This is a genomic window from Pirellulales bacterium (assembly GCA_035533075.1).
Lineage (GTDB): Bacteria > Planctomycetota > Planctomycetia > Pirellulales > JAICIG01 > DASSFG01.
Window position 1 is genome coordinate 24481 of the sequence record DATLUO010000029.1, and the last position, 13908, is coordinate 38388.

Genomic DNA, 13908 nt, shown 5'->3' on the forward strand with positions numbered 1-13908 from the left:
TAAGGGTTTCACAGGGGCGCCAATATGGCCAAAGTCGACCGACTAGCAAAGCTGTTTCACGCGTTGGCGCACGGCGATAATGCGCGGGCCGAACAGGTCGCTGCCGACATATGCGCGGACGAGGAGCAACGAGGGCACCGCTCCGCGGCGCGTCTGCTTCGCGGCGCATTAAGGAAAAACGGCAACGGAGTCGTGCGATTCAGCCAACCGTTAGACGCGCCGTCGGAAGCGTCATTGCAGCCTCTCTTGCCAAACGCCGCGCTGACTGCGCTATCCCATACGATCGGCCTCGCTGACGTTGTGCTGAAAAAGCGGTGGCGTGACGAACTCGACGGATTTGTCCGCGAGTGGCGGCAACGGTCGGTGTTGCAACAACGCGGAATTCGGAGAAGGACGAAGCTCTTCTTTTATGGTCCACCGGGTTGTGGCAAGAGCTTAACCGCGCGTGCGTTGGCCAAGGAACTCGGGTTGCCAATCTACGTTGTTCGCTTCGACGGGGTGATTGGTGCGTATTTGGGTCAAACCGCCATTCACCTACGTCAATTGTTCCATTTTGCGGAATCGGTTCCGTGCATCTTGTTGTTCGATGAGTTAGACGCCTTGGGTAAAAAACGAGGCAATCCTCTGGACGTAGGCGAGTTGGACCGAATTGTTATCGCCTTAATGCAAGAGTTGGAGCACACATCGCCAAGCGGTGCGATCATCGCCACTTCAAATTTGCCGCGCCACGTTGACGACGCACTTTGGCGTCGGTTTGACCTGGCGGTCCAGTTCCCTTCCCCGACCAAGGCCGAGCTACAGGCATTCGGCAAAAGCATCGCGACGACCCATCAGATAAGCTTTGGGCCTAGAATCAAACGACGCATCGCCACTGCCAAGAGTTTTGCCGAAGCGGAGAAGCTAGTCGAGGCCGAAGCGCGGCGAATGGCGCTGAGCGAGGGATAACGGTAGCCATGCCAAAAAGCCATGATCAGGTCACGCCAAAGACCTACTTCCTCAATGAGCAGCATGAGCTTCCTCACGATGAGAAGAGAGGCGGCGGACAACTACCCAAGTTCGCCAACATCGACTGGGCCGCTAAGGGCGAGACTCTCAACCAAACGCTCAACGCCGCTGTCCAGAGACTCGATGGATCTAAAGACCCGTTGCGTAGAGAGCGGTATTTTCTTTTGGCGGCACCAGCACCGGTGGAAAAGACGTCAACCGATAAGAAGAAAGCGCCGGATGGAACATTCGTCGAACCAACCGATTTTTCCAGGACACAATCACGGGTCTTCGGAAGGCTTGGGTTAGACCTCATTGAGGTGACCGACGACGGTCGAGCGGTGGTTCATGCGAAGGCCGAACGCTTGGAACAGTTGAAGCTCTGGTCGGGCTCTTTGGATCAACTTGGCGCCAGGGAACAAGCGCGCTGGGCGACGCTCGATTCATTTGACACGATTCCGCCCGACTTGCGGATCGACTCGCAATGGTGGCAGTCGCTGAAGAAAAAGTTGCCCGTCGACGCGCTCGTTGAACTTCAACCTCTGTTGACCCGGTCCGAGGTTGAACGCGTCATGCGCTCGATCGCTGATCTATTGCTCGATAAGCAGCAGGAGAAACTTACTGCAACGGGTAGCGATTTATCGGGGCGGTTTTGGTTGCGAGGTTCAATCAGTCCGGAATCCCTACGCGAAATTGCAAACGAATTCTTCTCAGTTCAATCGCTCCATCCGCCCCTCTATTCGATGGCTGCCGCGATAAGCCGCTCGCGATCGGCGGCCAGCGCCGCGCTGGCGCCGCCGACGGCGATCGATGTGTCGACGCTTCCATCCATTGGCGTGCTCGATTCAGGCGTCCCAGATGGCCATGTGCTGCTCGCGCCGTATCGCCGCGGAACCGTTGTTGGGCCAACGTCAATTGGGCGAGCGGTTGGCGACCACGGTTCGAAAGTTGCATCGCGTATCGTCTTCGGCGAGCAGGATTTTTCAGGCGGCGTAAACGCGGTGGCCGGAAGTTGCAGATTTCTTGACGTCCAGGTTTCAATGGGACATGGGCAATATGATGACAAGGGGATACTCGATGCGCTCGTGACGGCGATTCGCGCCCATCCCGATGTTCGCGTCTTCAATTTGAGCCTGGCGGACCAGCAACCTGTCGACAGCTATACCCCAGTCGAAAGACGCGAGCGCTTGCGCTCGCTGCAAGACCTTGACTGCCTGGTTTTTGAAACCGATGTGGTGGTCGTGGTCGCTGCGGGAAACACGCTGGCCGGCGTGGTGCCGACTCCCGCCTACCCGGACCATGTTGAGGTCCAGGACTGGCGCCTTGGCGTGTGGGCATCTGGCTTTAATACTCTTGTTTGTGGTTCATATGTCGGTCGCCTTGGCATCGGCGGTCTGGCACAACTCGGTTGGCCGAGCCCGTTCACCCGCATAGGTCCAGGGATCGCTGGCGCGCCAGTTCCGGGATATTCGGCTGCTGGCGGCAATTCCAACGCAGCCCATCGGTTTGTGCCAGGGCTCGGTGAATGGGTATGCACCGACGTTGGGCGTTGGGAAGACCACTCGGGTACTTCCTTCGCCGCCCCCTTGCTGGCGCGTGAGGCTGCGTTCGGCTTCGACCTGCTACAGCATTACTGCCAGCAAGGAGCGAGACCGTTCGGTGTTACGCTCAAGGCTTTTCTCGCTCTTGCGGCAATAAGCCCGCAGGTACCGGCGCATGTTCAGCCGCTCACCCAACGCACGCTTGGGCGAGGAGCGACGAGCGCCGCACGATTGCGAACACCAGATCCCAATCGTGCGGTAATGCTTTGGCAAGGCACCATCGATGGTCCAAGCGATGAGGTAAGCGTTCAGTTGCCGATTCCGAGCGACTGGTTGAACGACGCGCAAAAGCCTGTGCTGCGGCTCATTGCCTGTTGGGACCCGCCCGTCAATGAAGCCGCACGCGGAATTTGGGCGTCTCGGCGGGTTTCAACAAAATTGCGACGAGGGCCGGACGAGAAAGCTGAGCGCGGCGGCAGAGGTAATCATGTGAGCTATCCCCTGCTTGAACGCAGTTATGACCTACAGAAAGCTGTCGGCCTGACCTCCATCGATGGCGACATTTGGCTTGTGGAACTGGCATACGATGAGATTGCCGATTACCGCGCCGGAACAGATTTCACGCCCCAACAGCGCGTGGCATTCGCGGCTGAATTGTGTGACCTGGGGGAGAATCCAACCAGTCCGCAGGCAGCCATGCAAGCGCTGCCAATAGCTGCAACAATGCAACGACTCAGCGTGCCACCGGCGGCGGTTCGCGCTCCGATAGTCCTTAAATCGCGCTTTTAGCAGATTAGTATACGGCACAGATGGCCAAACCCAAAGCCGCTCCTGACCAGCTCACCTTTCCGGGCGTCGAACTCGACTCGCAAGACAAGTTCGATTTCGCACTGCCCGGCGGACGGCGCGCTGCGCGGCGAGCTGACGAAGACGACGAAAGCCATCTGCCGCCGAATCTGGGGCAGCCGGTCAAGCTGCTGGTGCCGGACTTCTCGGATCCGAATCGGCCGAAGACGTGCTTGGAGGTCGATTTCCCGATCGTGCCGATCAACGCGCTGTCGATCCTGGAAGGGAACGCGGGCAAGCCGATCTACCAGATGAGCAAGTGGTGGGCGCGCAGGCGGAGCTGTGTCTTCAGGGCAATGCTCATCGCCGCGGCTACGCAAGCGCCGTTTCGCAAACATCCCGATGGTTCGCCGGTGCTCGACGAAAATGGCCGGCCGCTGCCCGACGATACCGAGGCGGCCAAGGCCGTCTGGGACGTTTATTATGCCAACCATCAGGCCGGCGGCAACTTCAAGCACCTCAAAGTGCTCGACTGCTTCATGGGTGGTGGCACCACGCTCGTCGAAGGCTCGCGGCTGGGCTTCCAGGTGACCGGCGTCGATCTCAATCCGGTCGCCTGGTTTGTCGTCAAGAACGAGCTGGCCTGCACCGATCCGGCCGAAGTCAAAGCCTTTTTCGCTTCGATCGAGGCCGAAGTCAAGCCGCTCATTCAGCCGTTTTATGTGACCGATTGCCCGCGGGGACATAAGGGGACGTGGTTCGACGTGGCGACCGGCAAGCCGGTCGAGGAGGATGGACTCGGCGAATCTCTGCTCTGTAGGGAACGCCCTCCGTGGCGTTCCGCGAGCCCCGCGGCGGCGTCGAGCCCCACGCCGCGAAACGCCACGCCGCGGAACGCCACGGAGGGCGTTCCCTACAGAGAAACCGAAGAGGCACTGGGAAGGCCATCCTCCCAACGCTTCGATCCCGCCACGCTGCCGCCGGAAGAGCGCAAGCGATACCGCTACGAAGGCCCCGAAATCATCTATACCTTCTGGGCCAAGCACGGGCCTTGCACCAAGCCGGGCTGCGGCCACCGCACGCCCGTATTTCGCTCGCCGGTGATCGCCGAGAAAAAGCTGGGCGTGAAATACATTCCGCTCACGTGCAAGTCGTGCAAGACGCGGTTCCACGCCGAACTGGGAAGTGCCCGCATGGCGCCGGCGGCCGAGCGCGTGGTGCTCGACAGCGAAGAGCCGTTCACGGAGCTTTCGCAGCCCTTTGCCCGGTTGCTGGCGGAATACGGACAGGGGAACAAAGACGACAAGCGGGCCCGCGCGGCGGAACTGTTCGGCATGGTCGAAAGCGAGCCGGGGCTGCGCTGCCCCAAGTGCGGCGCGTTTGCCGGGCAATATCTGCGCGACGTGTTGAACAACCATCGCCAGGCCCAGACTGCCAAGGCGATCGACAAAAAGGATCTCAAGATCGAGCCTGCCCGCAACAGCACGAAGCCGGTTTATTGCTACCTGCTGATTCACCCCGACTGGCTGCAAGGCTCGCCCGGCACGCTCGACGGCGAAGAGGTGGGCGGCTACGCCGACGCGCCGGTCGAGGCCACGGCCCGCTGGTATCGTGAGCGCTTGAAGAATCTCTCGCTGATCGAGGTCCGCGGCCGCATTCGGCTGGCCGACGACAGTTCTCTGCGCGACGCGACCGACGCTGTGGAGGCGGCCGAAGCGGACGAAACAGCAGAGAGTGACGTGGAGCCCGAAGCCGAAGACCGCAAGACCTACGGCCTGCCGCGGTTTATCACGCTGGCCGACGGCCGGAAGATCGATACCCGCAAGACGACGTTCATCCGCAAGGCCACGATCGCCTGTCAGTCATGCGGGCAGCCCGACGGCATCATCGAGGCGCTGCGGCGCGCCAAGCACAGCGCGCCGCTGGCGCCCTACGCATTGCAGTGCTTTTGCCCGCAGTGCAAAGCCGAGGGGCACGTCTACGATGGGCGTTACTTCACTGCCCCGACGAAAGATGACACTCATCGGCTGACCGCCGCCATGAATGAATGGGACGGCGAGAAAAATGGCGTGCTCGCGCCGTATTGGCCGACGGATGAGATCCCGTATGGCTGGCAAACCCATTACTGGAGCATCGGGGATCACGGTTATACGCACTGGTATCGCTTTTTCAACCCGCGTCAGCTTCTAACCCACGCGAGCCTGTTGCGGTCGATCGCACGAAATCCAAATGCGCCAAGCGCGGTGCGCGACCAGGCTCTTGGAGCGCTGGAACAGTATCTGCGAAATCAGAACATGTACTGCATCTGGGACGTCTCTCGCGACTGCATGGCGCCGTTTTACTCCAACAATCACTTCGTGCCCAAGCATCTCGTTGTCGAGAATAGCGTCTTTCCAATGCTGGGACGCGGCAACTGGCAATCATGCACCGAAAAGGTCATCGAAGGTCTGGCGTGGGCCAACCAACCGTGGGAACCGTATCTCGCCACGAGCGACGGTTCTTCGGTGAGCGGCAAGGTCGAGCCGGGGGACGCCGTGCGGCCTGGCGGCGCCACCATCACCTGCGGATCGTCGAGCGACATGCCGGCGATCGCCGGTCGGTCCGTGGACCTCGTGATCACCGACCCGCCGTTCGGCGACAACTTCATCTATTCGGAGATGGCCAACTTCTTCTATGCCTGGCTGCGGCTGGGCTTGAAGGAACGACGTCCGGACGTGTTTGCGCCGGCCGCTTCGCCGTTCGCCCAGGAAGCCGTGAAGAACGTGGCCCATCACCACGCCGACGCCGATCAGTTCTATAAGACGATGATGACGGCGTGCTGGGCGGAGTGCGTGCGCGTGCTGAAAGACGCGGGCTTGCTCGCCTTCACGTTCCACCACAGCGAGGACAGCCAATGGGTGATCGTGTTGGAGAGCCTGTTCGACGCCGGGCTGATCCTGGAGGCCACCATTCCCATTGCCAGCGATGAATCGAAAGGTGAAGGCGCGGCCTTTGGATCGAAAAAGATCGAATACGACATCATCCACGTCTGCCGCAAGCGGCTGGCCGAACCGACGAAAGTGAGTTGGGCCAAGATGCGGCAATGGGTCAAAGCGGAACTGAAGCGTCTGCGCCGGCTGCTCGAAGCCTACAAAGCGAGCGAACTGTCGGAGGCCGACATCCGCGTCATTCTCCGCGGCAAGGCATTGGAGTTCTACAGCCGGCACTACGGGCAGGTCTATACCGCCGAGGACGAGGCCATGTCGATCGAGCGCGCGCTGTTGGGCATCAATCAGTTGCTCGATGAAGACACGGGTGGGCCCGGCGAGCGGCCACCGAGCATCGTTAGCCCGCTCGCCTACCAGTTCTTGAGATTGTTCGGCAGCCGAGCGGCATTGCCGCGCGACGAGCTGGGCAAGAATTTGCGCGGCACCGGCATCGTGCAACGCGAGTTCGAGGACCTCGGCTGGATCCAAGAGGAGGCGAAAACGGTCTACCGCGTGCCGATCGCCGAACGGTTCGAAAAACTCCGGCAGCGGCCGCGGAAGGAGATGAAAACCGAAATCGACCAGGCGCACTTCTTGATCGGCGCGGCGCTGGCCGGCAGCGGCATGAACCTGGAAAACGAGTTTGCCAAAAACACCTGGATCGTTCGCCGCACGGTGGAAGCGGTGCTCGTCTGGTACAGCCAGACCGCCGTCGAGCCGGAAATTCGGGAGGCCGCCACGTTGGCCGCCACGCTGCTGCGCCGCAGCATCGAAGAGCGCCGCACGCAGCTTCGCGACGAGCAGGGCGTGCTATTCGACGAGGCCGACCTAGACTGAAGATAGGGCGAACTATGACGGCGAAAGCGGACGATGAGAGCCGGGAACCGGCTGAAGAATCTGGCCGAGAGATTGCATTGGTGTACGAACCGAATCCCAAGCACAAAGATCCGTGGCAACCGGGCCGTAGGGGATCGCTTTGCGAAGCGGAGGTGCGTCCGCAGGCGCAAGACCTGCTGGAAACAAGTATCCTATGGGAGGACGGTCGACGGTACGCCGTCTATGAGGGAATGGCGTATTGTGCGCAAGAGAGCGGCGGCAAATGGCATGGTTATCCCGTCGGCTGGAGAGAAGTTCCGCAAAAACTAGCACTACGGTTGAGGCGCGAAGGCCTCGTTAGCAAGCGACAATTGGACCGTTTTTGGAGATCGCATTGAAGCCACCCCGCCGCGAAATCGCGACCGGAGATCGAACGCGATTTGCCGTCAAGATCGCATTCTTGCCCGACCCAGATGCCGGGGCCGCCGCCACGCGCGAAGAAAGTCTGTCGTGGGCTGCATTTCAATTGTGGGCCGGTGGCCATAATCTCTGTAGCCACATCGAGCTCAATGAGCCCCTCGACTCGGTGCATTGGTACATGGTCTCCGTGCTCGAATGGTTTACATCCAATTGGGATTTTCTGTTCCATGAGGAGAAAATGCCGGGCGGCACCACTACGCGCGACGCCTGGTTGGGGTTCGCCAATCGCGAATTGCCACCCGCAAACGTCGACGAGGAAGAGTGGGAGATCAAACGCTATAACTGGTGGTCGCGTCATTGCCTGCTGAGCGCGCGGGACGGGGGCATTCTGCCGGAGATATTTTTCCGGCGTTGGCAAGATCTGATCGAGATTTCGTGGGGCGACGCAGCGCTCGCCGGGCGCCCTGAGCATTTTTCGTTCGAAGCAACCCCCGGATACGTGCGACTCGACCCATCGGATGTTGCTTCGACGCTTTACGACGTCCTTGAGCGATCTGCGCAGCACCTCGCGGAATGCGCGCCGGAGTCGGAACGTTTTTCACAGCTCGTTAAGGATGTGCAGCGACTGCGAACTTCGGATCATCGTAGAAGGCTGGGTCTCTTGGCTGGAATTGACCCCGGTTCGGAGGACGATGCCGCTTTGCGCTGGCAAGATGTCGAGGGATACTTTCCGGCCGAATTGCCTGGTGAGATACGCAGCGCGGTGTTTGGCACCGAGGACGAAAAGCTTGTCGTCCGCGGCTCGTGCCATGCAGCATTGATGTTCGGCAGCGCGGCGCCAACAATCACCAAGGATGATGCGACGCTACTCGCAGGTAAGCTGGTCGCCTTCTACTCACCGGACGGCGAATCGCCGCGATTGCGTCAATTTCATCGCAACGAGCCTATCGAACGCAGTGACCAGTTGGCTTGGAGGCAAGGATATTCCCTCGCGGAGGAACTTCTCGATGAATTGGGATGGCCGTTGGAAGGCAACGCGGTTGATGTCGAAAAGATCTACGACGAGTTCGGCATTGGCATTGAGGAGATCGGCCTCCAGGATCGCGCGGTCCGAGCGGTTGCAATCGCGGGTCCGAAGCATAAGCCCGCCGTCCTCATCAACGAAAACTACGAAGCGACGGCGGTCGAACCCCGTCGGTTTACGCTCGCGCATGAGCTTTGCCATATTCTCCATGATCGAAGTTATGGTGATCGCTTGGCGATTATGAGCGGTCCCTGGGCGCCGTCGGACGTCGAACCCCGAGCAAATGCCTTTGCCGCCATGCTCTTAATGCCGAAGCCGCTGCTTGACAAGGCCCTTAGAGCTCTGACCGTTCCCATATCCACGTCAGATGGTGTCTGGGAGGTGGCGAACCGGTTGGCAACGAGTTTCAGCGCAACTCTTGAACACTTGACGAATCTCAGGTTCATCAGCGAAGTGACACGCGACGCCATTCGCGGTGAAGTGGTGTCACGAGCATGGCCTAACGCACCACAATGAAAAGGGGTCCGGCCGGTGCCGGACCCGTTGGGCGTAAAAGAGGGAGGAGTGCGGGCCGCCCGGATCGAAACCCTTAAAGGAGACCGTTCTCCTCCCCGATGTTCCTTGGCGCACCTATGCGCTGTAATGTAATGGAGTTGATTCCAAGACGAAGGTTCGCGCCATAACCAGATTAATGCCATGCAAGAACTGACCTCCAGCAGTTGGCGTCGCAGAGGCTGCAGCATCGTCTGGTCGCCGGAGCTGCTGAGCGATCTTATTGTCGAGCAAGACGCCGTGCCGTTGCGTACGGTGCTCACCTGGATGGCCAGTGGCTTTCCCGATTCACCGCCTGGCGACCGGCCGACCGTGCTGGTGGGCGGACTGCAAACGGTTCTGTCGACCGCGAGCTCCTCGTCAGCCGATGCCGTTTACGACTGGCTGCGGCAAAATATGCTGCCGCTGGTGCGGGCGTTTCAGAGCCGCTGGGACCGCGTCGGCTTGGTGTTCGTCATGGACGGCCCGCGGCAACTGTTCGATTACAACATGGCCGACGACGTGATCTATTTCGGCAGTGCCGGGCAAGACCGCGCAAAAAAGATTAAACTGTCGCTGGGAATCTGGAACGGCGCTCTGACGGGCGACGGTGCCTATGAGTTGATTGTGCCCGACAAAAAGGAGACGGGCGGTTATCATGTCCAGCGAGTTAGTTGACTTCAGCCGGCCTCACCCCAGCCCTCTCCCGGAGGGAGAGGGAGACAGATACCACCCCGGCCTTCTCCTGGAGGGAGAGGGAACAAGACCATGTCCAGCGTATTAGATGAGCTGAGTGCGGGGCAAACCGTCTCGCACTCGGAAATGGGAAACGGCGTATTCCTCTCGGCCGTGGCCGGCGGCTATGCGCGGGTCTTCTTTCAACAGCTTGGCGAGCGTCAGGTGGCCATCACCTCGCTCGTGCCCGCGTTGTCGTGGGAAGAAGAGGTGGTCTCGAATGTCCGGCCCGCCACGCGCGAAGCAGTCGAACGGTTGTGGCTGGCCTTGGAGGCCGAACAGATTCCCCTGCTGGAGAACGCGGCCACGCTCACATCCGCCAAGGTCGACCTGCTGCCGCACCAGATCGTGCTCACGTATCGCATCGCGAACGCCTCGCCGCGGCGGTTTCTGATCGCCGACAGCGTCGGCTTGGGCAAGACGATTGAGACGGCGCTGATTCTGCGCGAGCTGGCTTCGCGCGGTGAGCTGTCCCGAGCGCTGATGGTCGTGCCCGCCGGCCTGGTCGAAAACTGGCGACGCGAGCTGAACGACACCTTCCACCTCGATTTCGAGGTGTTCGGCAGCGAAGGCGACGTGACCGACCGCAAGACCAACGCCTTTGCCAAGCACAACCGGCTGATCGCCAGTATCGATACGCTCAAGCGCCCGCAGCGCGTCAAGCGAATTCTGCAGGCGCCTCCGTGGGACCTGATCGTGTTCGACGAAGCGCACCATCTAACCGCCTATCAGTCGGGCACCAAAACCACGAAGACGCAGAATTTCAAACTCGCCGAGGCGCTGCGCGATCACAGCCGCGACTTGCTGTTGCTCTCCGCCACGCCGCACCAGGGCGATCACTTCCGCTTTTGGATGCTGGTGCGGCTGTTGAACCCGACGCTGTTCACCGGCACCGACGATATGATCAACAACCGGCATCGGCTGAACGCGGTTGTCTTTCGCCGCACTCAGGCCGACGCGTGCGACGCCCACGGCGAGCCGCTGTTCTCGCGACGGCAGGTCCACACGCAGAGCTTTCCTCTTTCACCGCCGGAAAAAGCGTTCTATGACGCCCTGATGGACTACCTGCGCGACGGTTACAATCTGGCCGAAGCAGCCGGCAGCCAGGGCCGCGCGCTGGGATTCGTGATGACGATCTTTCAGAAGATCGCGGCCAGCAGCTTTGCCGCGGTCGGCACCACCCTGCGGCGCCGGCTGCTGGGCCTGACGCTGCACGAGGCGATCGTTTGCGACGAGAACCTGGATGCCGACGGCCGCGACCGGGCCTTGGAAGCGGCCCGGCAGCAGATTCGCTCGATGTTCGGCCTGGCCAACGACGGCCTGGGCCGTGCCGAGGCCGATCGGATTCTCGCCGACGCCAAGCTGCGGCTGCTGAGAAAACTTGGCGAAAAGGTCGACGTCGACACCGACGCCAGTGAAACCAAAGCAGCCGGCGACGAAGAGGCGGCGGCGAGCCTGGTCGCCGTGGCGCTGCCGGCCGAACGAAAGCGAATTTCCGAATTGCTGGCCATGATGCCGCACGGCGACGAAAGCAAAACGCTGGAGCTATTGCGGGCACTGGCCGATTTGTGGGCGATGCACCCGCGGGAAAAGATCGTCGTCTTCACGACGTATTTAGGAAGTGTCGATGCATTGCGGGCCGCCATTGAAAGGCAATTTCCCGGTTATGGCGTCGATGTGCTCAAGGGCGGCGACCACGGCGCGAAGGTCGCGGCCGAACGGCGTTTCAGAAAGCCCGACGGACCGCGGGTGCTGATTTGCACCGCGGCCGGGCGCGAGGGCATCAACCTGCAATTCGCGCGCGTCTTGTTCAACCATGACCTCCCCTGGAACCCGATGGACCTGGAGCAGCGGATTGGCCGAATCCATCGCTACGGCCAGGCCCACACGGCGCAGGTTTACAACCTGGTGTCGGCCGACACGATCGAAGGCGAGATTTTCCTGCTCTTGGAAGAGAAGTTGCTCGAAATTGCGAAAGCTTTGGGCAAAGTTGACGAACTGGGGCAGGTGACTGAGGATTTGCGCGGCCAGATTCTTGGTCAGCTCTCGGAGCGTGTGTCGTACGACAGGCTTTATCAAGACGCCGTCAAGGATCCGACGCTCCGGCGCACGCGGCAAGAGCTGGAAGTCGCATTGGAGAACGCGCGGATGGCGCGGCAGGTCGTCTTTGAGTTGTTCCAGGACCTGGAAGGCTTTCGCCTCGACGACTACAAGCAATTCGACGACGGCGGGCAGGCGCTGCGCCGGTTGCTGGCTTTCGTGCGTGAAGCCGTGCGGCATGATGGCGGAGTTTTTCAGGCGGAGAATGCAACGACGTTCAAGGTATCGGTCAATGGCGATGGCGCATTATTGCTGACCACCGACCGCGATGCGGCCAAGCGTGACGAGAAGCTGACGCTTCTTGGGCTCGAGCATCCTTTCGTGAGACGTCTGATCGACCATCACCAGCAGTTGCCTTCGACGGCCCGTGCGCTGGTCGGCCGCTTACCTCGCAACGGTGATTCGCGCGGAGCGATCAGCACCTGGCACGTCCAGGCGCAGGCCGGCAAGGGCCAGTTTTATCAGCGAATTGTGACTGTGGGATTGGGTGCGAACGGTGAACGGTCCCCGATTGTCGAACGGCACGCCGACGAAATACTCGAGCTTGAGCCGGTCAACGCGGCAGTCTTCGACGCCGGACATCGAACCAAAGTGGTCCGTTTGACCATCCCGGAGATGATCCGTCGCGATCTCTCTCATGCCGGTATGCTCAGCGCTGAGAGTTCAGTTAGCGCTCGGCTGCTGGGCTGGGTGGAACTTTGCTAGGCGTGGAAGAAGCCCTCGCCGTCGAGGCCGCTCCGTGAGCATGTCAAGGGAATCGTCCCGAAACTTTCTGGCGGCTGGCGGCGTCTAATTGTTCGCGGCTGGTGGCAGGCGACCCTACCGGAATTTTTCCGCAGAGGTGGATTTTTTGGCTGTCGCCAAGCGTATTGCTGGCAGACGGGAAAAAACAGCGGGCCGATGGTCCGCCGTGCGTGCTGAAACATTGAGCAGTGACGCCGGCTGTTGGTCGACCGCACCCCCGCGCACGGTGTGGGCAAATTTGCCCACACCGATGAAACACGAGGTTTTTGCCTATCAATAACCCGACGGTATTGCCGCTAGGCCATGACGCTGAATCCTTTTATTTCTCACAAGTGTTTAGATCGCGACGACCCTCGCTTGGCTCGCCGGAGGGACGGGGAACGCCTGCTCAACTGTCGGAATCCGACAGTTGGCCAATGGTGGGGGGTTCCCTCCGCGTTCTCGACCAGCAGTGCGGGTCAGAAAATGGGCGTTTGAGACGGTGCCGCAGCACCCGGCGCACCAACGTCGCAAGCCGAGGCTGCGAAAGCATTTACGCCGAGCATGTTGTAAAGCTTCGCCGAACCCGGTACGCGGGCCCGTACACCAACCCGAAGCGCCAGCGAGGAACGTGAAAAGGCGGCAAAACCTCGCTCGCGCTTCGGGTTAGTGTGAAAATGGGAACGGGTTCGGCGAAGCTTTACAGCATGTTGGGCGAAGCCGCATCCGCATCCGCGACGGCGGCTAAACAAAAGCGACACGCGCGTGTCGCTTTTGTTAAGCAACGGGCGGACGCTTCGCCCGACACCGATATTCCCCACCAGGCATAAGGGGTTTGCGACTTTGCCGTTGGATGGGTGTCGTCGGTCATGCTGCTCACTCGCGCCGCGCGCGGCCGAAGTGACGGCGGTTCGTTAGTCTGCGGCAGCGCGTGCCGATGCGACACGGGTGGTGACCGCAATCCGAATTCGGGCATCGACGCGATCACGCTTCGCGATGGAGGGCACTTGATCGTCTACAACCACACCCAACGCGGCCGCTCTCCGCTTAACGTGGCGGTGTCAAGGGATGGGAGCGACTGGAAGCCGGTGCTCGTGCTCGAGAACCAACCGGGCGAATACAGTTGTCCGGCCGTGATTCAGGCGGCCGACGGCCTCGTCCACGTGACCTACACCTGGCAGCGCAAGCGTATTCGACATGTCGTTATCGACCCGGTGAAGCTGGCCGTTGATAGCCCCCACGTCATCGAGTAGCGACAATATCCGCCAAGCCGGCCGGCGGG

7 protein-coding genes are annotated in these 13908 nt (G+C 60.7%); all 7 read left to right on the forward strand.

Annotated features, from left to right (window positions below):
• Positions 1 to 24: 24 nt before the first annotated feature.
• Positions 25 to 945, forward strand: a complete 921-nt coding sequence (locus VNH11_02955; GenBank protein ID HVA45322.1) for an ATP-binding protein — start codon at positions 25 to 27, stop codon at positions 943 to 945.
• Positions 946 to 953: 8 nt separating this feature from the next.
• Positions 954 to 3314 (forward strand): S8 family serine peptidase, encoded by a 2361-nt coding sequence (locus VNH11_02960; GenBank protein HVA45323.1) that lies wholly within the window; start codon positions 954 to 956, stop codon positions 3312 to 3314.
• 20 nt (positions 3315 to 3334) lie between these two features.
• A complete protein-coding gene (locus VNH11_02965; GenBank protein ID HVA45324.1) occupies positions 3335 to 7114 on the forward strand; it encodes a hypothetical protein in 3780 nt (1259 codons plus the stop codon).
• A 361-nt stretch (positions 7115 to 7475) separates the two neighbouring features.
• Positions 7476 to 9053 (forward strand): ImmA/IrrE family metallo-endopeptidase, encoded by a 1578-nt coding sequence (locus VNH11_02970; GenBank protein HVA45325.1) that lies wholly within the window; start codon positions 7476 to 7478, stop codon positions 9051 to 9053.
• A 180-nt stretch (positions 9054 to 9233) separates the two neighbouring features.
• Positions 9234 to 9746: a hypothetical protein gene (locus VNH11_02975; protein ID HVA45326.1), complete on the forward strand. Its 513-nt coding sequence runs from the start codon at positions 9234 to 9236 to the stop codon at positions 9744 to 9746.
• 90 nt (positions 9747 to 9836) lie between these two features.
• Positions 9837 to 12608, forward strand: a complete 2772-nt coding sequence (locus VNH11_02980) for an SNF2-related protein (protein HVA45327.1) — start codon at positions 9837 to 9839, stop codon at positions 12606 to 12608.
• Positions 12609 to 13495: 887 nt separating this feature from the next.
• The gene (locus VNH11_02985) at positions 13496 to 13879 is read left to right on the forward strand and encodes an exo-alpha-sialidase (GenBank protein ID HVA45328.1); all 384 of its coding nucleotides are present in this window, start codon (positions 13496 to 13498) and stop codon (positions 13877 to 13879) included.
• Positions 13880 to 13908 lie beyond the last annotated feature (29 nt).

What these genes read in the sequence shown, in the direction of transcription:
- VNH11_02980 (HVA45327.1), top strand. Translation starts at nt 9,837, where the DNA reads ATGTCCAGCGTATTAGATGAGCTGAGTGCGGGGCAAACCGTCTCGCAC.
- VNH11_02955 (HVA45322.1), top strand. Translation starts at nt 25, where the DNA reads ATGGCCAAAGTCGACCGACTAGCAAAGCTGTTTCACGCGTTGGCGCAC.
- VNH11_02975 (HVA45326.1), top strand. Translation starts at nt 9,234, where the DNA reads ATGCAAGAACTGACCTCCAGCAGTTGGCGTCGCAGAGGCTGCAGCATC.
- VNH11_02985 (HVA45328.1), top strand. Translation starts at nt 13,496, where the DNA reads ATGCTGCTCACTCGCGCCGCGCGCGGCCGAAGTGACGGCGGTTCGTTA.
- VNH11_02965 (HVA45324.1), top strand. Translation starts at nt 3,335, where the DNA reads ATGGCCAAACCCAAAGCCGCTCCTGACCAGCTCACCTTTCCGGGCGTC.
- VNH11_02960 (HVA45323.1), top strand. Translation starts at nt 954, where the DNA reads ATGCCAAAAAGCCATGATCAGGTCACGCCAAAGACCTACTTCCTCAAT.